We start from the raw sequence: 23,681 nt of genomic DNA on the forward strand, positions 1-23,681 counted from the left end.
AGGCATAATGTTGAAGTAGGCTTGTGCGATCGCGAGACGCACTGCCATTCAATCTAAATCTGAATAATTTTAGGCAAAATGCCGACTATGCTTACATCTAATTCTGCTAATTACTCAGTAACCAGTTTTAATTCTCTGGATGTTTCCTCCTTAACCCCCAGTAATGTTGTCCCAATGGTGGTTGAACAATCCGGGCGAGGCGAGCGTGCCTTTGATATTTACTCGCGGCTTTTAAGAGAACGGATAGTATTTTTGGGAACTCCCGTAGATGATACGGTGGCAGATTCCATAGTGGCTCAAATGCTCTTTTTAGAGGCAGAAGATCCTGAAAAAGACATTCAGTTTTACATTAACTCTCCGGGTGGTTCTGTCACGGCTGGCATGGCGATTTATGACACAATGCAGCAAGTTCGCTGTGATGTTGCTACAATCTGCTTCGGGTTGGCTGCAAGCATGGGAGCTTTTCTGTTGACAGCCGGTGCGTTTGGTAAACGGATGTCACTTCCTAGTTCCCGGATTATGATTCACCAACCTCTTGGCGGTGCTCAAGGACAAGCGGTAGACATTGAGATTCAGGCTAAAGAAATTCTTTATCATAAGCGGAAGCTGAATGAGCTACTGTCTTATCACACAAAGCAACCATTTGAAAAATTAGAAGCGGATACAGAAAGAGACTTTTTCATGTCTGCAGAAGAAGCAAAAAGTTATGGTTTGATCGATCAGGTAATTGTTAGGCAAAATCTTCCAAGACCGGGAGAAGCGGTGGCTGCGGTATAGGTTAAGAGGACCATATGTCTAAGTACGACTCTCATCTGAAATGTTCTTTTTGTGGCAAATCTCAAGAGCAGGTTCGCAAACTGATTGCTGGACCCGGAGTCTACATTTGTGACGAATGTGTAGATTTGTGCAACGAGATTTTGGATGAAGAGTTGTTTGACTCTAGTGCAACAGCTCCTCAACCTGTTCCCCGACGAGAAGCTTCTCCTGATAAACGAAAGGTGCGATCGTCTAATATTTCTCTGGGTCAACTTCCAAAACCACGGGAAATTAAAGGTTATTTAGACGATCATGTCATTGGTCAAGATGATGCAAAAAAGGTGCTTTCAGTAGCGGTCTATAACCATTACAAACGACTAAGCTTTTTGCAAGCTAAAGGAAATGGTAAAGTTTCGTCTGAGGACTCTATAGAATTACAAAAGTCCAACATTTTGTTAATTGGACCAACCGGCTGCGGCAAGACTCTTCTTGCTCAGACTTTAGCTGAAATCTTGGAAGTCCCCTTTGCCGTAGCAGATGCGACCACCCTAACCGAGGCAGGTTATGTCGGTGAGGATGTGGAAAATATATTGCTGCGTTTGCTGCAAGTAGCAGACTTGGACGTAGAAGAAGCTCAACGCGGCATTATTTACATTGATGAAATTGACAAGATTGCCCGGAAAAGCGAAAATCCTTCGATTACACGGGATGTGTCTGGAGAGGGGGTTCAGCAAGCTTTATTGAAGATGCTTGAGGGAACAGTGGCGAATGTTCCTCCTCAGGGTGGGCGTAAGCATCCCTACCAAGACTGCATTCAAATCGATACCAGTAATATTTTGTTTATTTGTGGTGGTGCTTTTGTCGGCTTAGACAAAGCGATCGAGCAACGAATTGGCAGAAAGTCGATTGGCTTCATTCAGCCGGGAGACACCCAATCGAAAGATAAGCGAACGGCTGACATGTTGAAGCATCTGGAACCGGATGATCTGGTGAAGTTTGGGATGATTCCAGAGTTCATTGGGCGTATTCCAGTGATGGCAGTAGTTGATCCCTTAGATGAAGACACATTGACCGCCATTTTGACTGAGCCGCGCAATGCTTTAGTAAAGCAATATCAAAAGCTGCTCAAGATGGATAATGTCGTTCTTGAATTTAGACAGGATGCAATTCGAGCGATCGCGCAAGAAGGATATCGTCGCAAAACAGGGGCACGGGCGCTTCGCAGCATTGTTGAAGAGCTAATGCTAGATGTGATGTATGAACTTCCTTCTCGAAAGGATGTAACCTGCTGCACCATTACCCGTGACATGGTTGAGAAACGCTCAACTGCCGAATTGTTACTCCATCCTTCTTCTTTGCCAAAGCCAGAATCTGCTTAAAGGTTTATATACTTTCTGATCACCTAAAGGTTTGAATTTGCACCTTTATACCAGTCTTATATGTCTTTAGATCATGCCTCACAGTTTGGTTAACGGTATTAGTCACTATTACGAATGGATAACTTCCTCAGGGGATGCTGCGCCTACTGGTAAGCCAGTGATGGTTTTTGTTCATGGCTGGGGTGGTTCTGCTAGATATTGGGAGAGCACTGCCCAAGCAATTTCCACCACTTTTGACTGTCTGCTCTACGATATGCGGGGCTTTGGGCGATCAACCTTTATCAATGCATCAGCTTTAGTAGGCAATGATACTTTAAAGCACGACTCTCCTAGCTATGAACTAGAAACCTATGCCCATGATCTAGTTGAGCTATTAAATACTTTGGGATTAGAGAAGATTTACCTTAACGCGCACTCAATGGGCGCTTCTATCGCAGTTTTTTTCCTAAATCTCTACCCAGAGCGGGTTCAACAAGCAATCTTAACCTGTAGCGGCATTTTTGAGTATGACAAAAAATCCTTTGAGGCTTTTTATACTTTTGGCGGCTATGTCGTAAAGTTTCGTCCCCGGTGGCTTTATCAACTGCCATTTATGGATCGCCTCTTTATGAAGCGCTTTTTGCACCGTCCTTTGTCGGGAACGATTAGTCGTGATTTTTTAAATGACTTTTTGCTGGCAGATTACGAAGCGGCTGTGGGCACAATTTTTACCTGCGTCAGCAAAAAAGCTGCTGAAGAAATGCCTGGGGAGTTCTCCCAATTGAAGGTTCCGACTCTGATGGTTTCTGGCGATCGCGACATCATTATTCCTGCTGAATTAGGGCAAAAAGCTGCTGCCCTTAATCCTGAGTACATTCAGTTAGTCGTAATGTCGGACACGGCACATTTCCCAATGCTGGAGGATGTGCCTACTTACTTACAACACTTATCCAACTTTCTTAAACTTGACGATCCGGTTATCCAACCTTCAACTTCACAAATTCGCTAAATTTACTATGTTCTTGGACAAGATATCATAGCTACCCAACACTTTTAGAGTGTCTGTATGATGCCTCAATTCTGCTAAAGCCGATTGAACAAAGCTTTGACGAGTATCTGCTTCTAAATCAACAAAAAATAGATAGTCACCCAGCGATCGCTTCGTTGGGCGAGATTCAATCCGACTGAGGTTAATTCCTTGTTGGGCAAAAATATCTAGTGGCTTTACTAGTGCTCCAGGCACATCGTGCACACTAAAAGCAAGCGACGTGTGATTTCCCCCAGCAGAAGGTTGTAAGCCTAACACCCAAAAGCGAGTGCAATTATCAGGGTGATCATTAATTGGGTGAGCCAAAATTGGCACTTTGTATAGTAAAGCTGCTCGTTGAGAAGAGATTGCTCCAGCCCGTCTATCGTCCTCAAGTTTTTGCAGCGCTTCCGTTGTAGAGCTAGTAGGAATCAACTGAACATTTGGACGATGACGCTCTAGCCAAGCCTGACATTGAGCAAGCGCTTGTGGATGAGAATAAATTGTCTGAATTGCCTCAATTTCATTGGCATGAGATAGTAAAGCATGAGAAATGGGCAGTATAAGCGCCCGCTGAATTTGTAGATCATCCAAAATCCAAAGGGTATCGAGGGTCGTTGTCACACTCCCCTCAATCGAGTTCTCAATCGGCACGACGGCTAAATCTGCCTGTTTCAATGCCGCAGCGTTAAGGGTTTGAGCAATGCTAGGATAAGCGCACAGGAAAGATTCTTGATGAAAATTCTGGGTTAGCCAGTTGGAATAGACTAAGGCAGCGGCTTCAGTGTAGGTGCCAGAGGGTCCCAAATGCGCGATCGATACTGCCATCCTGTTCTATCCCTCCTCACTATAATTACGCCTGACCATCGTCTCTCACCATAAACCTTACCCTCTGCTTAAGGTTGTGGATTCTCAGCGTTGTTACAGTACTTCATCCTAATTAAGTCTCAATTTTACAAATTTAATAGAGATTATTCAGTTGAATAGTCTGTAAAATTTTGAGCTATGGCTCGAAAAGCTTTTTAATACCAATCTAATAAATGTTTCAAGTCAGAAAGACTTTTATGCTGAACTGCAATGATGAATACACGTGAGTTGTATAGTGGTTTTATAGCTATTGCCAGGACCAATAGGACATAGACTGAGAGGTATCCCCAGCTATAGGAGGGTGAGTGCATCTATGGCAAAAGCGTACAGTTACGACTTGCGACAAAAGGTGATCAATGCCATCCAATTAGACGGCATGAAGCAGAGTGAAGCCGCCCAAGTGTTTCAACTCAGTCGCAACACGATCAATCTATGGCTGAAGCGACAGAAGGAAACTGGAGACTACCAAGCCAAAACAACTCGTCCCCATCGAACCACCAGCAAAATCACCGATTGGGACAAGTTTGCCAAATTTGCCAAGCAGCATGGGGGCAAAACCCAAGCGCAAATGGTCGAGTTGTGGCAAGACCAACTCAGTGTTCGCACAATTTCCAGGGCGTTACACAAACTGGGCTTGAGTCGAAAAAAAAGACCTATGGCTACCTTGAACGCGATGAGCACAAACGAGCAGAGTTCCTAGAGCAGCTAGCCAAAGTGTCTTTATCCGACCGGGTGTACATCGATGAATCGGGAATGGATGAGCGAGAGGATTATGGATATGGTTGGTGTGAACCCGGTGTGCGATTTGAAGCACTCAAGTCAGGGCGACGGGGTCAACGAATCAATATGATTGCGGCTTACTGTGAGCACCAACTGAGTGCTCCCTTTACCGTGAACGGCTCTTGTAATCGAGTCGTGTTTGAAATCTGGCTAGAAACGTGTTTGCTGCCAACGCTTAAGCCTGGGAAGGTTTTGATTCTCGACAATGCCACGTTTCATCATGGGGGACGGGTTGCTCAATTGGTGGAGTCGGTAGGGTGTCGGTTGTTATATTTACCCGCTTATTCTCCAGATTTCAATCGGATTGAAAAGTGTTGGGCTTGGCTGAAAAGTCGTATTCGCAACAGCTTGTCTAGCTTTAGTTCTTTACGGCAAGCAATGGAGTCGGTCCTGAAAGATGCTGTGTCCTAACACTGTTGTCTGTAGCTATATCTCAAAAGACTGAGTGCATTTTCTTTTTAACTGCTTAGAATTGATAATAATTCGTTACATTTTATTCTTCCTTTTCAGTTGGCGTTTCAAATGGATATTCAGTTTTTAGCTTCTCAATCGGTGGATATTCCTGTTGTTGATCAGCCTGTGCCTATTCAACACTACTTGCGTCAGCCTCAACGACTGATTAAAGCCTTAGCCAGCTCCAGCCAGATTGAACATTTGGGCAATGATCTCTTTCGTTTAAAAATGCGCCCACTCAAGTTTATGCTGTTGAGTTTACAACCCACAGTAGACATGAAGGTTTGGGCAGAATCGGATGGTGTTGTTCGGTTGCAGTCAGTTCACTGTGAAATTCGGGGAGTTGAATATATTAATCAGAGACTTTCATTAAACTTGACCGGTCGTTTGCAAGTTATTAATGACCAAAAAGAGACTCGACTAAAGGGAAAAGCTGATTTGGAAGTATTGGTAGAGTTGCCACCGCCACTTTGGTTCACCCCTAAATCTATTTTGGAAACAACAGGAAATGGACTTTTGAAAAGTGTCCTACTAACTATTAAACAACGGCTAGTTTATCAATTGCTGTCAGACTATCGAACTTGGGCGATCGCGCACCTTGAGGACGAAATATCAGACCAGGTTACAACGCTACCAGCAGGCAGTTTTTAGGCTGATTTTCAATTCTGACTTAAGTGATTAGGGCTGTGTTCTGAAAGTGTTAAGCGACAAGGACTAAAAGATTTACGGTGATAAGGCGTGATGCCGTATTTGAGAATTGCTTGTCGATGAATAGCAGTACCATAGCCTTTGTTTGTTGCAAGACCATATTGCGGGTAGCGCAGTGCCATTCGAGTCAGCAGTTCATCCCGCCAAACTTTAGCAATGATGCTTGCAGCAGCGATAACGATGGATTTTTGATCTCCTTTCACTAATGGTTCTTGCGAGATTGATAATTCAGGTATGCGTTGATTTCCATCAATTAAGCAAAAGTTTGGCTGGATTGATAGTCTTAAGATTGCCCGCTTCATTGCTAGGAGCGAAGCTTGTAGAATGTTTAATCGATCTATTTCTCGCACTGAAGCATAACCAATCTGGTGAGCAACCGCAAACGAGCGAATCTGAACAGCTAGGCGTTGACGTTGTGATGCGGACAAAAGCTTGCTATCGGTCACGCCAGCCATCTCTAGAGCATGTAGAGCGCTATCGGGCAAGATAATTGCTGCTGCAACAACCGGACCAAATAATGCTCCACGTCCTACCTCGTCTACGCCTGCAATGATCAAGCTAGAATCTTTGAAACTGCTTAGGCTGGGAAGTTCAAGCTGATAGTCAGTAGATGCTTTCCTACGTACCATACTGAAGGCTTATTAATCAGTGGTGCTAGCGGAAGAGCGACGACGACGACGACGAACAATTCCATTATCTGCTTCAGGCTCCGGTTCTGGTTCCAATGCTGGTTCAGGCTTCGGTTCCGTAGGCTCAAGTGTGACTTCCGCCAACTTAGGAGCGATTTTGATAGAAGCCGCGATCGCTGGTTTTTCCTTCTCCTGCACAGGTTGGCTGTAGTCAGACTCTTCTAACTCTATGACTGGTTCCACCGCATTCACGAGTGCTGTAGATGCTTCTAAGGCATCAACTGTTAGTTGAACTGGAGGCGCTTGTCCGGGCAAGACAACCGAAATGACTGCCGACTTAGGATTTTTCACATCCTGTTGAGATAGCACCAATGGAGAAACACCCATCCAAGCATAAACCTCTTGTTCCTCGGGAGTCATTTCAACCATCACCATCTCTGGTGGTTCCACAGGCTTACTTTCACGCCGAGAGCGTCCCCGCTTTTCCTCTACTTCAGATGAGACTATTGCTTCTTTCTCTTCCGCTATCTCTCCCGGTTCTAATCCATTATCTCGGCGAACACGATTCCGCAAAGCGGAACTCTCCGGAGAATCGCGACGACCACGAGGCACCTCTCGCTCCTTCGGTTTGCTTTCAAAAACCTCTTCTTCTTTAAGATCTCCATCCGGCGAACTACGATCTTCTACCCCATTGTTAGGAAGCCTGGTTGGCACTCGGCTTTCGCTCCAAGCAGTCCCCCGCCCGCGCTCTCGACTGGTAGTCGGTGACTCCTCACCTGTGCGGCGGCGGCGACGACGGCGATTATTGCCTCCTACCTCTTGGTAATTGGGGTGGCTAAGCATCTCTTGCAAATCGTCTGTTTCTTCATCTTCCCGCTCTTCCCAAGGAAATTCAGCAGGTAAAGAAATGTCAGGCAACTCACGACTAGGTACCTCTCGTCCACGTGTAGGTCCACGGTCTGACCGATACTCCCGAATGGGGGTGACAGCGGGACTTTCAGCAACCTCTTCATCGGAATGAGCTAGCTCACCCGGTAAATGTACGATTTGTCCAATGCCAACACAGGTCGGGCAGGCACGTCCAAATAATTCATAAATGTTTTTACCTTGACGCTTTCTGGTTAGCTCGATCAACCCTAACTCTGTCAGTTGAGCAATTTGGGGACGGGCTTTATCCGATCGCAGTGCTTTATTAAAATGCTCCAGCACTTGCAGTTGATCGCGCCGGGATTCCATGTCAATAAAGTCTACAATGATGATTCCAGCGATGTTACGTAGCCGAAGCTGGCGAGCAATTTCAGTGGCGGCTTCGCAATTTGTCCACAGCACCGTTTCTCGCGCTGTTGCAGAGCGAGTAAAAGAGCCAGAGTTTACGTCAACAACGGTTAAAGCCTCAGTTCGCTCAATGATAATATAACCGCCAGAAGGTAGATCCACTCTAGGCTTGAGTGCTTCTCGAATGGCGGCATTAATCCGGAAATATTCTAAAACCGAGATGCGATCGCGATGATGATCAATTAAAACGCCTTGAGGTAGTTTGCCGCCGCCCCAACTCATTAAATGCTGTTTTACTCGTCTTAAACCAGTGTGCGAGTCTGCCACGATACGATTTACATCGCCACTGTATACATCTCGCAACACCCGCTGAATAAAATCATCGTCCCGGTTTAACAATGCTGGAGCACGGGTTGAAGTAGCTTCTCGGCAAATTGTTTCCCATTGTTCTTGTAGTGCTTCTAAATCTTCGATGATTGCTTCTTCGGGAACCCCTTCAGCTTCGGTTCGCACAACCAAACCCATGCCAGCGGGTTTAATTAAGATTGCTAAAGCTCTCAAGCGGTTGCGTTCATTCTCATTGCGAATACGACGCGAAAGATTAACCCCTTTCCCATGGGGCATTAAGACCAAGTACCGACCCGGGAAAGAAATATTTCCAGTTAAACGAGGTCCTTTGTTCCCAGTCGGCTCTTTCATCACCTGCACTAGCACCTTTTGTTGAGGGCGCAATAGTTCGGTAATCGATCCGGCGGCTCGTTGCAGCTTTAAAGGACCTAAATCAGTAACATGAATAAAGCCATTTCGTTCCGAGTCTCCAATATTGATAAATGCGGCATCAATTCCTGGCAAGACATTTTCAACAACACCCAGATAGACATCACTAACTTGATGAGTTCCAGTTGCAACAATTAGCTCTTGAATTTGATCTTCTGAAAAAACAGCAGCAATGCGGTGCTGTTCCGCGATAATAATTTGTTTTGGCATTCAGTTTCCTCAAGATTCAGCGATCGCATTGAGTGGCAAGCGTCCTGCTCATAAACCACCCATCGGGTTAAAACAATTTTTGAAAGCGATAGAAGCTATAGGGCTTGCAGATATATCAAAAAAACTCTCATCCAAGCTAGGTGAAGAGCCTAAAAACAGCTAGCCCCAACGCAGAATAACTGAGCCAAACAACTATACCCAAGACTGGGAAACCCATATTCATTAGGGCATCCAAGTCTTGTTCATTAGTGGAAAGCTTAGTGAAGCAAGCTGCTCCCAGTATTAACACTGGCGTATGAAGCGGTTCCCCAGGCATCCCCAGTCCGCAACAGCTTCTATTGACAAGCATTATAACGCGCAGAGACTACTGGGATATTAAATTTAATAGATTTCAGCTTTCTATTAAGTTGCGTCATCCATTGGAAGTATGCAATTCAAAAGTTAGTTAAAGATCAGAGGTGAAAAATCTCACTTGGTTTTAACTTACAGTTGCATTTTGGGGTAGATGAGATTACTGGAAGCTACAGAACTTCAGTCTGCAAAATCAAGCGGATACGATGAGTTTTGAATAGCTGTAACTTTTGGTTTGCCACTTGTTCCAGCATACGAAGCAGCGCATCGGGACGTAACAAGGTGCCATCATTACGGCAGCTACCGATGTATCTGAGGGAGGGGTGAGAAGGGGGAAAAGCGGAGTAAGCCGAGGGAATCAGTTCTAAGTGAAACAGGCGATCGCGGAGGTTGATGGCACGAGTTTTCCCAGATTTGGTAGTTTGTTCTACCCAAATTTCTTGGCTATTCAGCACCATTTCAACCCAAGCTTGCCACAGCTGTAAATTGAAAGGGATTCCTTCCTCTTCATCTACGAGACCCACGGTAATCTCATACTCTGCTTGCTCAAGTAACTGAGTTGCAGCGGGGGCACTCAGGTCAACTTGCTCCACTCGATAAATGGGCATGTTTGCCGGAAATTGGGCAGCTAACTTTGTTGTAAAGACTTCAAGATCCATTGATTGAGTTAACTCGAAATCTACGATTTCACCGGAACTTGTCACGCCTAACGGCAGAGCGCTCGCAGGAATAATACGAGGACCGGGATGAAACCCACCTGTAAAAGTGATGGGCAAAGAGGCTCGTCGGGCTGCCCGATCAAATAGCCGCATTAAATCTAAATGACTGACTAATGCCATATCGCCTTGCTTACCCAGCCACACTCGCACTCGTTGAACCCGCTGCTGGTTGGGCACAAACTGCCCAATAAACTCAGGAATGGCGGGCGGTGACACAACCACATTGTGTCCAAAATCGACACTGCATACACCGCAGTGAGAACAGCCTTCAAATGAGCAGTCGGGCACGGTTGCCTCTGCTAATGCTCGTTGTAAGTCGTCTTTCAACCACTGCTTATCAATGCCTGTGTCGAGGTGGTCCCACGGTAGAGGAGCGTCGTAGAAGGAAGGATTCTCTGGGGTATTGGCTTCGGCGTTAGCGCTCAACACGGCTGGGTGATTAGTCTGATTTTCGGGTTGAGCAAAGATGTTCCATTCACCGTTTTCAACTTGGCGATATTTCCAAGTTAGTCCTGCTTCAGCGATCGCCTGTGACCAGGCCCCATAGGCGCGCTCCAGGCTTTCCCACCAGGCATCCATGCCAGCGCCCAGTTGCCATGCCCGATGGATTACAGGGGTTAAACGGCGATCGCCTCTGCCCACAAAATCTTCCATTGCTGAAATGCGAACATCGGTGAAATTGACTTTCAATCCACGGATGTGGCGAAATTCTGATTTTAGGAGTGTCTGCTTCCGCTGAAATTCCGCAGCAGAAACTGAGTGCCACTGAAAGGGCGTATGGGGTTTAGGCGTAAAGTTAGAAATAGTGATGTTGAAATTAAGAGACTTTCTTCCTTGCAATCGGCACTCTTGCTGAAGCCAGCGCACCGTTTCTGCAATTCCTATTACGTCTACATCCGTTTCGCCGGGTAGCCCAATCATGAAATAAAGTTTGACCCGATCCCATCCCTGCTCGTAAGCCGTTTTAATTCCACGCAGCAATTCTTCGTTGGTCAACCCTTTATTAACGATGTCTCGCAAGCGTTGAGTCCCTGCTTCTGGGGCAAAGGTGAGTCCTCCTTGGCGAGTGCCACCCAAGATGTTGGCAATATTTTCGTCAAAGCGGTCCACCCGCTGACTAGGCAAAGCAAGGGAAATATTTTCATCTTTAAGTCGATTTTTAATTTCTACACCTACCGCTGGCAGCGCCAGATAGTCAGAGCAACTGAGAGACAGTAGGGAAAATTCGTTATATCCCGTTGCTCGCATTCCTTGCTCAATCGCTTCAACGACCGCTTCAGGTTCCACATCTCGCGCTGGACGGGTGAGCATTCCTGGCTGACAAAAACGACATCCCCGCGTGCAACCCCGCCGAATTTCAATCACGAGGCGATCGTGAACAGTTTCGACATAAGGCACTAGTCCGATGGAATAAGCAGGCATCGGCGTAGCCACTCGCCGTAAAATTCGAGCAGGCACCTCCGCTCGATTTGGCTGCACTGAACCATCTGCTGTCAAGTCATAAAACTGCGGTACATACACTCCTGGCACTTGGGCAAGATCCAGCAGCAGTGCTTCACGGCTAAGCTTAGCGAGTTTGCCTTCTTCAATCACTAAACCAATCTCGGGTAAGAGTTCTTCGCCATCGCCAAGAGCAATAAAATCAAAGAAATCTGCGTAGGGTTCAGGGTTCGATGTAGCGGTCTGCCCACCAGCAAAGATGAGCGGATAACTGCCTGTCTCAACATTCCACACACCCGGAGCATTGCGTTCTTGAGCAGTGAGGGGAATGCCAGCTAAATCCAGCATTTCCAAAATGTTAGTTGCACCTAGTTCATAGCTAAGGCTAAATCCTAAAATATCAAATTGGATTAACGCCTGACGAGATTCAACTGCAAATAATGGAGTGTTAGTGGTGCGGAGCTTGGTGACGAAATCAGCGGCAGGCAGATAGGCGCGATCGCACAACTGACGAGGCTGAGTATTCAAAATACTGTATAAAATAATGTGCCCAAGGTTAGAAGCGCCCACCTCATACACTTCTGGATAGGTTAGCGCCCACCGAACAATTGCTTCATTCCACAATTTATGCACCGAACCAAGCTCATTGCCCAAATAGCGCGCGGGTCGAAGAATATCTGGAGTCAGTAACGTCTCGACAGCGATCGCCACAGGCAACAACCCTTTCGCCATAAGCTGATAAACAACAATAGACTTCAGTATACTGAACGCTTGCCCAGTAGAAGCTTGAAGCCTGGCAATATTCATAACCTCCATCCACGTTAAATGCCCCAAAGCATCACCTTGAGGCATTTACAAAACAGCTAATTTTCTAGACTAAGGGCATTAACAGTCGCTCTCACTACAGATAGATCTAACTTTGTCTCTCTAATTAGGAACATCACGACCAGATAGCATCCTACAGGACACCTTAATTAAGCAGCTACTTTAGGAGTTAGGTTGAACGCAGAAAGACTTTCAAAAATTTCGACTACCCTATCAAGCTGAGTTAATTCAAAAACTATGCAAACCGAGCGAGGGACCGAACATAGGCAAAATCGCTTGTTAGCCCTTCGTGCTAACTTCACCGTATCAATGATCGCCATGAGTCCTACGCTGTCAATTGAATCAACTTGATTCATGTCAATAATCACACTGGAGTGCTTTTCAGACATCATGGCAGTATTAGCTTGATGGAGAAACCCAACTACGCTGTTATCGCTTAACGAGCCTTTTGGTTGCAGAATAGCAGCAGTCTCAACATGAATTTTCTGAGGACGAATCAGTAGCGTCTGCATAAGCGAACCTTGTGCTGAGGAATGAGTGAGCTTTATGCTATAACCCTACCTGCACTAATCAGAATTGCCCATTAAGACGTTAGGTGTTCGTCGAATCTTTACTCAATGTGGGGCTTTTTAAAGGTCTAATCAGTATTTTCCACAGATGTAGCTTTCGACACTTACGTGTTTCGGTAAAGACATTTATGCTTTATCTTATTTGCACACTGTTTCATCTTCATCCAAACACTAAAGATGAGACTTCAAGATCTTACTGAAGCGTATCATTTAAAGTGTCCTTTAATACAGTACGAGCCGCCAAGTGGTTGCGCGTAGAGGTTAGGATTTCTACCTCTCGTTCCAGGCGAGCCGCAGTATCCTGAATTTCTAGAAGGGCTTGTTGCTCTTCAGCAACCCCGTACAAGTTACTTGCAATCCAATAAGACAACTCCAATGGTAGCTGTGGCATGGTATCTGGCAGCTCAATTGGTTCCCCAGTGAGTTTTGCGGATAGTCGGACGACATCTTGTAAAAGCTGCGAAACGCCCTCTGCCAGAGGTTTTAAGTTTTGTTCCGGGGGGGTATCTTCAATCCATTCGACCAAGCCAACCTTATAAGGCTTTTCCCTGACATACTCTAGGACGCGAAAACGCTGCTGTCCAAGAGTGCGAATTTTCATCCGATCGTCTGGTAGACGCTGGAATTGAATAATTTCAGCGCAGCAGCCAACGGAAACGGGTTTGCCCTGTACTTGATCCCACATTAATACGCCAAAACGGCGATCGCTTTCCAGGATCGTATTCATCATGATCCGATAGCGAAACTCGAAGACGTGCAGGGGAAGTGGTCTCCCTGGAAATAACACAACCTCGGGCAATGGGAAAAGGGGCAGTTCTCGAACCGCGATCGAGGAAGAAGATGCCATTATTCTCCTAATTTTAAAGACGGATGTACACTACTGTAGCCCATCTCGACGAAGGATTGGAAGGAGTATCACGCACCGTTTTGAGAAGGCTCTCCCTTTGTAATCTTAGGTTGAAGAATTCTATGCCGATTGTCTGAGTGAGGCTAAATAAAGGCTCAAATCACAGTCGGCTTCACAATACATTTCCGTATTCCAGTTTCCCATCCAGGCATTTGTAGAATGGCTGTTATGATTATTCCACCTTGTAAAGCTAATCCTCATGAGCTACGCAAATGTCTTTACGTGAGCCAAAAGATTAAGCAATAAGCAAGATAGAAGCAGTATTAAGCCACATTCCTTAGGTCAGTATCTTTCTTTTTAAGCATCTCCTTCAGTTGTGATATGAGTTCTTCTAAACCCCAAATCTACTGTTCTAATCTGAACTGTGCAGCGCCTCTGAATGATTTTGGCAGTAGCGTTTGTAAAAGCTGTCAAACCCCTTTGATTTATCGCTATCTTTGGGCGGTGGGAGAAGCCGTGCTACAGATACCTGTTGATAGCCAGGTTGGAGGACGATATGTGGTCAAAGCTCCACAAATCTGGCTAGATACTCAGCCTGGTTTACAGCCCGATTTTCCAACAGTGGAATTACCAGATGCTTTGCTGCCCTATTTATATCTCTACCCTTATCGGCTGCATATCCCTGAAGTTCATGGTTTGTGTTCTCATGTCAGCGATCGCCCAACTGACGAAATTTTCTTGCTGGAGAATGTGCCTTTAGATAAGCAAGGCAATCTATTACCAGCGATCGCTCAAGCTTGGGCACAGGCAACTGCCGCACGGCAAGTTTATTGGTTATGGCAGTTATTGCAATTGTGGAATCCTCTAGCCGAGCAGGGAGTCAGCGCCAGCTTACTTGCTGCTGATAATATTCGGGTAGAAGGATGGCGGGTGCGTCTATGCCAGCTCTTTATTGATGAGGCATTGTTTTTAACAGAGAATGAGGCTTCATCAGAAACCCCAATGTTGGGCTTGGCAGATCTCGCAAATGTATGGCTAGGGTGGATAGACCAAGCAAAACCAGAGATTGCAGAGCCTCTGCAAAGACTTTGTCAGAAAATGCATGAGAATGGTGCCGAGTTGGAGGCGATCGCGGCACAGCTTAACCAATTACTACTTGAACAGACGGCTCAACTACCTTTGCGGTTGCAAATTGCCAGTGCCACCGATCCAGGACCGCAACATGATCATAATGAAGATACCTGTTACCCAGACAACACCAAGCCAAATGATGGAATCTTTCCTCGGTTGGTGGCAGTCTGCGATGGCATTGGTGGACATGAAGGCGGTGAAGTTGCCAGTCAGCTTGCGGTTCAATCGCTTAAGCTGCAAATTCAGGCTTTATTAGCAGAAGTCGTCACGGCAGACATTGTGCCCCCTGAGGTTGTTGCTGAGCAAATTGAAGCCATCACTCGGGTAATGAATGACATGATTGCTGCCCAAAATGATCTGCAGGGGCGAGAGGCAAGGCGACGCATGGGCACAACTTTGGTCATGGCGCTGCAATTTCCCCAGCAGATCGTACTGTCTACGGGGCAGGTCGCAGAGAATAGCCACGAACTGTACCTTGTGAATGTGGGAGACAGCCGCGCCTACTGGCTCACTCCACGTTACTGCCATCAGTTGACGGTGGATGATGATGTTGCTGCAAGAGAGGTGCGAATGGGGCGATCGCTCTATCGAGAAGCGTTAAAGCGCCCTGACTCTGGCTCATTGATTCAAGCCCTTGGCACCCGCGATTCAGAGTTTTTGCGTCCCAGTATTCAACGCCTTTTGCTAGAGGAAGACGGCATTTTATTGCTTTGTTCGGATGGGCTAAGCGATAACGGCTGGGTGGAGTCTTCCTGGCTAGACATTATGGGCGAGGTTTTCCGGGGCAAAAAACTTTTGAGTGAAGCGGCACAGGATTGGGTTGATTTAGCAAATCGAAATAATGGGCATGACAATGTATCGGTTGTGTTGTTGGATTGTCACGTTTCCACGCCTCTGCCAGACGTGTCATTTCCTGACGTTCGCTCCTCATTGAATTCAGACTGGTCAGAATCTTCACGCGGGCTTTTACAAGAGGCGGACGCGGCTGATGAAACGGCAGGCAGGCAGGCAGGGAAAGGCAAAAAAACAAACAAACTGTTATGGATTGGACTTATCTTGGCAACCTTGTTGATCGGTAGCGGTCTTGCGATTTGGGCACAGGTGCATTTCGATAGCCAGCCTCGCCGAGAACAGCCAACATCAAAGCCATAATGACCTTTCTGGTGGTGCATTCTTATGCAAAGATAAAAAAGCTGTCGTTTATCGGCAGTGAAGGCCGCCATGAGCAGCGGCGATCGCTGTTGTGCAGGAATTGTTGAATTATGCAAATTGATACGGAATCTTTTTCAGTGGGCGATCGCGTTCGAGTCGCTCAGCCCATCATTGTCTATCATCATCCAGACCATCGCAATCAAGAGTTTAATCTACAAGGGCAAGAAGGCGAGGTTGTTCAAATCGTCAAAGAATATAAAGGGCGACCTGTCAGCGCAAATTTCCCTTATTTAGTCAAGCTCGGAGCCAAATTTAAAGTTCATCTGCAAGCGTTTGAGTTAGAAAAAGCATAAGGGTCTAGCGGTGATAGTCGTTATCGCCGCAGTCCCCGACAAAACCAACCGAATAGATTTAGATAGATCTTTCTGCATTTTTTGTACCTCGCGGCGATGTCTGTGTGCAGTCGCGTGGTACCACTGGCAATAGCGCTCGAATTCATGACGACGCTGAATTTCTTCATGAAACTCCCGGGTGAGTTGATTCCCTGCCAACACTGCAAAATCTGGTTCTGGCGGAGTTGGAGCAATCCAGCGTAAATCGTGCGACATAGTGACTGAAGATGTAGAGAACTTAGCCGTTGTTAAGCAGCCGTTCGCCCTTTAGCATACGCTGCGCTGCATCCAGCAGGGCTTCTTCTAAGTATGGCTTGGTAAAATAGCCACTAGCTCCTAAAGTAGATGCCATTTGACGGTGGCGATCAGCACCTCGCGAGGTTAACATCGCGATCGGCAACTGCTTCAAATTGGGATCTTTTTGAATTCGAGACAGCAATTCCAATCCATCCATACGAGGCATTTCAATATCGCAGAAGACAATATCACAGGGCAGACCTGAACGGAGCTTTTCCCAAGCTTCTTGACCGTCCCGCGCTTGCTCAACCCGATAGCCAACTTTATTAAATGTCATGGAGAGCAGTTCACGGACAGTAATTGAGTCATCCACAATCAGCACCATTGGTTCAGTCTTAGCAATAGGCGCTTCTGGAACTATTCCATCGTTGCTTTGCTCCCACAGCGAACCGCCTGCATCGCGACGAATCCTGCCCATGGAGAGATCAATGAGTTCCAATACATCGGCGATCGGCATAATGCGCCCATCTCCTAAAACAGTGGCACCTGCGACACCAATAGGTTTAGGAACTGGACCTTCAAGCTGTTTAATTACAATTTCTTGTTCACCTAAAACTTGATCAACTTGTAGCGCCAAAAAGTTGCCAGCGCTTCGCAGCACTACAACGGAAACGATGTCATCTTCTTGGTTTCCTCCGTAAACGTTGCCGCGTCCGAGATGACGATTGTAGCCCAGCAGTTCGGCAAGGGGGCGCACTGGCAAAACGGTATCTCGCCAAATAATGGAGGACTGCCCCTCTGCATCGATTTGAAGGCGCTCCTTCGGCATATCAAGCATGTCCTCGACCCCATCCATTGGGAAGGCGATCCGAGCGCGATCACTAATGCAACAAAGCGCTTTAGAAATACTCAACGTCAGTGGCAGCCGAATCGTAAAAGTGGTGCCTTTTCCAGGGGTAGAATCAGTATTAATCGCCCCTCGAATCTCACTTAAGCTAGTCCGCACCACATCCATGCCCACGCCCCGTCCAGAATAATCGTCTGCCTGATCCTTGGTGCTAAATCCAGGATGGAAGAGAATATCGTAAACGTCCAATCGAGAAATGCTTCTAGCTTCGGTTTGGCTGATCAGTCGTTTTTCAATCGCCTTGGCTTTCACCCGTTCTACGTCAATCCCAGCACCATCATCCGAAACAGAAAGAATAGTCTGGTTTCCTTGGTGAAATGCTCGGATAACAATCCGACCAGAAGCAGGTTTTCCAGCGGCTTTACGAACCTCTGGCGACTCAATGCCATGGGTGATTGCATTGTTAACTAGGTGAGTCATTGGATCGTAGAGCTGCTCCAAGATCATCTTGTCGATCAAGGTTTCTCGACCTTCGATGACTAACTCGGCTTGTTTGCCGACCTTCATCGAGATATCGCGAACCGCACGGGGTAGGCGATCGGCTGTTTGAGCGAAAGGAACCATGCGAGAACGTGTGAGTCCTTCCTGAAGCTGTGTCGTTACCTGACGGAACATGCGCGTTACTTGCTCCGTTTCGTCAACGATAAATTCAATATCAGAAGAGGATTCTCGGACTCGCACAATTAACTCAATCATCTCCTGCGAGAGAGAGTGAAAGCCTGTGAATCGATCCATTTCAAGAGGGTCATATTCCACGTCGTTGGAACGAGTAGAAGCATTTTCAACCATTTCTACTCGCCGCAAGCTGGATTGAAACGACTCAGCCCGGTAACCTTGGCGACTAGCCAGCAAAGAACTTTCGAGCAGCGATCGCTCATATAAATCCTGCATCCGCTGCCCAACATCGCTTAATTGCTGCACCTGATACAACAAATTATCCAAAGATTGACGTAAGCGCTCTTGATCCTGCTCCAAGCTATTTCGGTTGACTACCAGTTCCCCAACGAGGTTGCTGAGGTTATCCAAATGCTTTACCGGTACCCGCATTGTTTGCTCGCTAAACCCGCGAGTGGGTCGGCTTGTACGGCGAGATTGAGGGACACCACCCCGAGCAACTTTGACAGACGGAACCCCGCCCAACTTTTCCTCAGTGTCCTTCAGTAAATCATCAAGATCATCAAACTCAGAACTGCTTCCCACCACGTCACTGATGACTGACCCTGCATCAGGATTCAGTTCAAGCTCGTCATCTAACAACGACTCTAAATCAGAAAATTCATCAAATGTTGGCAGGCGATCGTTATTAGCGGCGAGTCCTCCATTGACAGACATTGTGCTGCCAGCACCAAGAACATCACCCTCATCCAACAAAGCTTCTAACCCATCAAATTCGCCATTCTCAGAAGTAAATGCTTCATCATCAAGTAGACTGTCCAGATCAGCAAAGTCATCCGATATGGTAGAAGCAATCTCGTCGTTTGAAGAAGCATTATTCAGAAACTCATCGTCCAATAGTCCGTCACTATTTAGAAGGTTGTCTAAATCCGAAAAGGCATCAGCATCTTTAAAATCATTCAATGCTACGGAAGGGACTTCGTCATTTGGAAGATCAGCTTCCAAATGATCATCACCATCTAAAAGATCATCTAAATCGAAGGTGTCGGTTGCAGAACCAGAATTTTCTTGAAGTAGTTCATCTGTTGTCAGACTTGCCAGATCTAAAAATTGGTTTGAAGAAGAGTTTAAATCATCCAAACTCAAATCTCCCAGACCTTGCTCAGTTCCTAAAAGATCAGCGAGGTCGCCTTCGTCTTGGATGTCCTCAAACAAAAGCTCATCTTCTAGCAAATTGTTCAATTCACTATCAGAATTTTGCTCCGCCGAAGAAACATTTTCATCAAATAGGTCGTCTAATTCAGCTGATTCTCTAGTGAAAGGGTTTATGCCTCCTAGCAGGTCATCCAAGCTTGAACTATCTTCAATGTCTGGAGAAACTTCGTTCGTGAAAGATAGTTCTTCAAAGGCTAGAAGAGTCCCAGTTGTAAAGTTATCCTCTACTTCAGGATCTGTAGTAATAAACTCATTCTCAACAACCAGAACTTCTTCAACTCGCCCTTCATTGTCTAGAAGGATAATTTCTTCAGATTCAAACTCTAGCCCCAAAGGCTCATCATTTGCCAAATTTGTAAAAGGTTCATCAAACTGGTTAATTTCGTCTGTGAGATTGAGCGAGTGTGCGGAACTTGCCTCAAAGGAATTAGTTTCCCCAAATAAATCATCTAGATCGCTTGTGGCATCGCTAGAACTCTCAAGTTGCTCAAATGAAAGATCGTTTGATAGCTCTAGCGAATCTTCTGATGAATTTTCTTCAAAGGCTGTTTCACCGAAGAGATCATCTAAATCGCTCGGTTCATTAATAGGGGAAGTATCTAATGAATCAAGCGTCAACTCAAAAAAGTCTTTATTGTCTGTAGAATCTGGAGAAAGCTCATCAAACTGGTTAATTTCGTCTGTGAGATTGAGCGAGTCTGCGGAACTTGCCTCAAAGGAATTAGTTTCCCCAAATAAATCATCTAGATCGCTTGTGGCATCGCTAGAACTCTCAAGTTGCTCAAATGAAAGATCGTTTGATAGCTCTAGCGAATCTTCTGATGAATTTTCTTCAAAGGCTGTTTCACCGAAGAGATCATCTAAATCGCTCGGTTCATTAATAGGGGAAGTATCTAATGAATCAAGCGTCAACTCAAAAAAGTCTTTATTGTCTGTAGAATCTGGAGAAAGCTCATCAAACTGGTTAATTTCGTCTGTGAGATTGAGCGAGTCTGCGGAACTTGCCTCAAAGGAATTAGTTTCCCCAAATAGATCATCTAGATCGCTTGTGGCATCGCTAGAACTCTCAAGTTGCTCAAATGAAAGATCGTTTGATAGCTCTAGCGAATCTTCTGATGAATTTTCTTCAAAGGCTGTTTCACCGAAGAGATCATCTAAATCGCTCGGTTCATTAATAGGGGAAGTATCTAATGAATCAAGCGTCAACTCAAAAAAGTCTTTATTGTCTGTAGAATCTGGAGAAAGCTCATCAAACTGGTTAATTTCGTCTGTGAGATTGAGCGAGTCTGCGGAACTTGCCTCAAAGGAATTAGTTTCCCCAAATAGATCATCTAGATCGCTTGTGGCATCGCTAGAACTCTCAAGTTGCTCAAATGAAAGATCGTTTGATAGCTCTAGCGAATCTTCTGATGAATTTTCTTCAAAGGCTGTTTCACCGAAGAGATCATCTAAATCGCTCGGTTCATTAATAGGGGAAGTATCTAATGAATCAAGCGTCAACTCAAAAAAGTCTTTATTGTCTGTAGAATCTGGAGAAAGCTCATCAAACTGGTTAATTTCGTCTGTGAGATTGAGCGAGTGTGCGGAACTTGCCTCAAAGGAATTAGTTTCCCCAAATAAATCATCTAGATCGCTTGTGGCATCGCTAGAACTCTCAAGTTGCTCAAATGAAAGATCGTTTGATAGCTCTAGCGAATCTTCTGATGAATTTTCTTCAAAGGCTGTTTCACCGAAGAGATCATCTAAATCGCTTGGCTCATCAGTAGAAATAGTATTTGTTTGGTCGAGCGTTAAATCAAAGGAATCTTCATTCTCTGTAGAAGCATCTTCCATCTCAGGGTCAAAATCGTCATTCGCTGTGGTGTCTGAAACAGCGTTAATATTCAAAGGTTCTTTAACGATTTCAGATTCAAAGAGGGTGTCGTCAAACAGATTAGAATCCAGCGGCGATGTGTCATCTTCTAGAATCAATTCAGAATCTAATTCTTCGGGTAGAGATGCATTCTCTGTGAGGTCTGAGAACAAATCTAAATCTGAGAATTCATCTGCATCTGTTGTGGATAGATCTAGCGTGTTGAAGGAAGGCTCAATCTGCTGACTGTTTTCACTTTCTGAAAACTCAGATGGTAGGTTGCCAAAAAGAGCATCAAGGACTTGATTACTGCTTTCTCCAAAATTATTTTCTTCAATTTCTTCGGGTTGAAGAGATGGTGCTGTTAAATCTGAAGTTCCCTCAACTTGGTTGAAATTAAAATCTTCAAGATTCAAGTCAAAATTACTCAAAGAAGGAGCAGGAAGCTCGTCTGTATCATCTGCAATCGCCAAGTTAAATGCTTCATGAGGATCACCCCAAGGATCGGGAATCGCTCCTGACAAAACAATTGGTTCAAGGCTTTCAGGCTGAAGTTTAGCTGATGGTTGATCGACCTCTAAATTTGTTTCAACATTTAGAACAGCTTCATCAGGCAACCCGTCTAGAAAATTATCTAAACTACTTTCTTCTAAAGTAAGTTCTTCCAAATCAAAGTCTTCTAAAGAGACGTCTGCTGATGCAGGGGTTTCTAACTCTCCCCAGGGATCAGGAATGACACTCGAATCAGGCAAATTGCTTAAATCAGAGTCGGTGAGGTTTAGATCGTCGCTATAAAATTCGTTCAAAGCACGATCATTTATCGCTTGTGGCTGAGGCTCTAAATCCAACTCTAAACCAAGGTCCGCGAAGGAATCGCTATTGATTAAGTCTGCTTCTAAACTCAGATCTTCAAACACATCATCTAAATCGGTAGACGGTAAGCTGGACGAGGTAATGATTAACAAATCATCAAAATCGTCTGAGTCAACAGAGCTACTTTCAGCTAGAGGATGTGCCATCGACTCCTGTGCGATCGCTCTATCCGATACCAAACTATCTGAAAAATCATCGCTAAACAGATTATTCAATTCGTCGTCCGAAGCTCCAGATGAGGGAGTTTGAGGCGACGATCCTTCGTCAAACAGAAGGTCGGAAAAGTCACTGGAGATGTCAAAAGCTTGCGTAATATCAGCCGCCGCAAATAGATCAGAGTCATCGTTGATGATTTCCTCTTTTTGCCAGGTTAATCCCAGATCTGGCATTTCTCCTTCAAACAAATCTGCTAGCGTGTTGAGTTCTGCCATGCCCACTTCAGGACCCTGGTGAGTGCCGAAGTCATCATCTGTCAGCTGAACGGTCAGATCATTTCCTAAATCCAGACCAATTTCTGTGGCTTCTAAACCGCTCAGAGAAAAATCAGTAGAGGAAGAGATGTCTTGATCAAAGCTAAATTCTGCCTCGTTTAAATCGGTCAAATCTAGATCAGAAGGCTCTGATAAATCCATGTTGTCTGCTTCTGCCAGCAAATCTGCAAAGTCGACCTGGATTATTGTGTCGATCAAAGAGTCAGCAGGGAGAAGTTCTTGTAATTGTTTGCAGGGGCTGATGTCTCCAGCGCGACCCGCTATCACCATTTCTTGGGCTTGCTTGATATCTTTGATGATAATTGGGGCAAGGACACGGTAGCTATTTTCGGAATGGGCGATCGCCTGACGAGCGGTGTCAATCAAATGGCACCAGGCAGACAAGCCGTACTGTTCGCCCGCACTGGCTAAATTGCGACAAATTTCTTGGAGCTGCTGCCGGGTAGATGCTTCTGTGTCGGGCTGTTTGAATAATTGCAGCATTTCGCGCAGACGAGCTGGAACATTTCCTCTGAATAGTTCCTCGATTGCATCTTCTGAATGATGGGAAAAAACGAAGGCAGTTGCAGACACTGGTTCACGAACTGCGACTGGAGCGTTGGCAGCAAGCTGGGATAAGTGCTGTTCTAGCTCACTAAAGATAGGCTCAACGGCTGAGATGACTACATTGGCATTTTCTTCAGTCAAGCCAAAGGAGCCTTGGAGTTGTCCTACTAATTCCTGAAGAGCATCAAAGACTTTTAAGAAAAGAGACTCTAGTTTTTGATCAACGCCGATAGGTGTTTCTTTGAGGAGTTTAAAGTAGTCTTCTAGACGGTGGGCAACTTGCTGAATACTTCCCAACCCCAACATTGCAGCACCTCCTTTTATGGAGTGAGCCGCCCGAAAAACCTCATTCACCATCTCTGGGTCTTCGATGGTTGCTTGTAGATTTAGCAAACCCTGTTCAATCGTATTGAGGTGGTCTTTTGCCTCCTCAATGAAATAGCCCATGATTCGCTGCTGTTGCTCAGGCTGCATGGCAATACTCCATTCCTTCGGAGAGTGTTGTTTCTAGCAAAAGGCATCGCCGCTGGCAATCTAAACAGTCGATGCAATTGGTGAATGCGAGAGTTTGCTGAGTAGAATTTTGGCTGAACCGGGTCGCTATCTCAGAGAACGAGTTAGAAAGGTAATCGTTACTTTCATGATTTTTTTGAAACCATGCTCTAGATTGCTTTAATGT

At 45.6% G+C, this 23,681-nt stretch carries 15 protein-coding genes; 7 read left to right on the plus strand and 8 right to left on the minus strand.

The features are described 5' to 3' along the window. Nucleotides 1-87 precede the first annotated feature (87 nt). The 3 genes from clpP to JOY44_RS05370 all read left to right on the plus strand — a co-directional run bounded on the left by clpP (nt 88) and on the right by JOY44_RS05370 (nt 3,123). Entirely contained in the window at nt 88-777 is a 690-nt protein-coding gene (clpP, locus tag JOY44_RS05360; RefSeq protein WP_171572659.1) for an ATP-dependent Clp endopeptidase proteolytic subunit ClpP, read from the plus strand. 14 nt (nt 778-791) lie between these two features. Continuing rightward, on the plus strand, nt 792-2,135 hold the full coding sequence (gene clpX, locus JOY44_RS05365) for an ATP-dependent protease ATP-binding subunit ClpX (protein ID WP_171572660.1): 1,344 nt from the start codon (nt 792-794) through the stop codon (nt 2,133-2,135). A gap of 73 nt (nt 2,136-2,208) precedes the next feature. Continuing rightward, complete coding sequence (locus tag JOY44_RS05370; RefSeq protein WP_171572661.1) at nt 2,209-3,123, plus strand: alpha/beta fold hydrolase; 915 nt, start codon at nt 2,209-2,211, stop codon at nt 3,121-3,123. Here JOY44_RS05370 and pheA read toward each other — a convergent pair. Further along, nucleotides 3,109-3,969, minus strand: a complete 861-nt coding sequence (gene pheA / locus JOY44_RS05375; RefSeq protein ID WP_171572662.1) for a prephenate dehydratase — start codon at nt 3,967-3,969, stop codon at nt 3,109-3,111. The two genes, JOY44_RS05370 and pheA, sit on opposite strands and share 15 nt — an antisense overlap. Before the next feature lie 352 nt (nt 3,970-4,321). On the opposite strand from pheA, the gene JOY44_RS05380 reads away from it, so the two are divergent. Both JOY44_RS05380 and JOY44_RS05385 read left to right on the plus strand, forming a co-directional pair. Next, nucleotides 4,322-5,199 (plus strand): IS630 family transposase gene (locus JOY44_RS05380; RefSeq protein ID WP_242541718.1). Its coding sequence is split into 2 segments (ribosomal slippage): nt 4,322-4,651 and nt 4,654-5,199, totalling 876 coding nucleotides; the frame shifts between segments, so codons are not numbered across the junction. Between the two features lie 111 nt (nt 5,200-5,310). After that, the gene (locus JOY44_RS05385) at nt 5,311-5,892 is read left to right on the plus strand and encodes a DUF1997 domain-containing protein (RefSeq protein WP_171572663.1); all 582 of its coding nucleotides are present in this window, start codon (nt 5,311-5,313) and stop codon (nt 5,890-5,892) included. An 8-nt stretch (nt 5,893-5,900) separates the two neighbouring features. On the opposite strand, the gene JOY44_RS05390 is transcribed toward JOY44_RS05385, so the two are convergent. From JOY44_RS05390 to JOY44_RS05410, 5 genes are all read right to left on the minus strand, one after another. Continuing rightward, complete coding sequence (locus JOY44_RS05390) at nt 5,901-6,578, minus strand: ribonuclease HII (protein WP_171572664.1); 678 nt, start codon at nt 6,576-6,578, stop codon at nt 5,901-5,903. A gap of 12 nt (nt 6,579-6,590) precedes the next feature. Next, complete coding sequence (locus JOY44_RS05395; RefSeq protein WP_171572665.1) at nt 6,591-8,840, minus strand: Rne/Rng family ribonuclease; 2,250 nt, start codon at nt 8,838-8,840, stop codon at nt 6,591-6,593. A 521-nt stretch (nt 8,841-9,361) separates the two neighbouring features. After that, on the minus strand, nt 9,362-12,082 hold the full coding sequence (locus JOY44_RS05400; RefSeq protein WP_415881105.1) for a TIGR03960 family B12-binding radical SAM protein: 2,721 nt from the start codon (nt 12,080-12,082) through the stop codon (nt 9,362-9,364). A gap of 242 nt (nt 12,083-12,324) precedes the next feature. Next, complete coding sequence (locus JOY44_RS05405) at nt 12,325-12,687, minus strand: STAS domain-containing protein (RefSeq protein ID WP_171572666.1); 363 nt, start codon at nt 12,685-12,687, stop codon at nt 12,325-12,327. A 250-nt stretch (nt 12,688-12,937) separates the two neighbouring features. After that, entirely contained in the window at nt 12,938-13,591 is a 654-nt protein-coding gene (locus tag JOY44_RS05410; RefSeq protein ID WP_171572667.1) for an LON peptidase substrate-binding domain-containing protein, read from the minus strand. 381 nt (nt 13,592-13,972) lie between these two features. Here JOY44_RS05410 and JOY44_RS05415 point away from each other — a divergent pair, with 381 nt between their 5' ends. Both JOY44_RS05415 and JOY44_RS05420 read left to right on the plus strand, forming a co-directional pair. Continuing rightward, nucleotides 13,973-15,874 carry a PP2C family protein-serine/threonine phosphatase gene (locus JOY44_RS05415; protein ID WP_171572668.1) on the plus strand — a complete coding sequence of 634 codons (1,902 nt, stop codon included), beginning with the start codon at nt 13,973-13,975 and terminating at the stop codon, nt 15,872-15,874. Between the two features lie 110 nt (nt 15,875-15,984). After that, nucleotides 15,985-16,227 carry a ferredoxin-thioredoxin reductase variable chain gene (locus JOY44_RS05420; protein ID WP_171572669.1) on the plus strand — a complete coding sequence of 81 codons (243 nt, stop codon included), beginning with the start codon at nt 15,985-15,987 and terminating at the stop codon, nt 16,225-16,227. Here the strand turns inward: JOY44_RS05420 and JOY44_RS05425 are convergent. Together JOY44_RS05425 and JOY44_RS05430 are read right to left on the minus strand one after the other, a co-directional pair. Next, complete coding sequence (locus JOY44_RS05425) at nt 16,213-16,482, minus strand: hypothetical protein (protein WP_197984980.1); 270 nt, start codon at nt 16,480-16,482, stop codon at nt 16,213-16,215. The genes JOY44_RS05420 and JOY44_RS05425 overlap by 15 nt on opposite strands. A gap of 22 nt (nt 16,483-16,504) precedes the next feature. Next, nucleotides 16,505-23,476: a response regulator gene (locus tag JOY44_RS05430; protein WP_171572670.1), complete on the minus strand. Its 6,972-nt coding sequence runs from the start codon at nt 23,474-23,476 to the stop codon at nt 16,505-16,507. Nucleotides 23,477-23,681: the final 205 nt, after the last annotated feature.

Origin of the sequence: Leptolyngbya sp. Cla-17 (genome assembly GCF_016807185.1) — a bacterium.
Classification (GTDB): domain Bacteria; phylum Cyanobacteriota; class Cyanobacteriia; order Leptolyngbyales; family Leptolyngbyaceae; genus ULC077BIN1.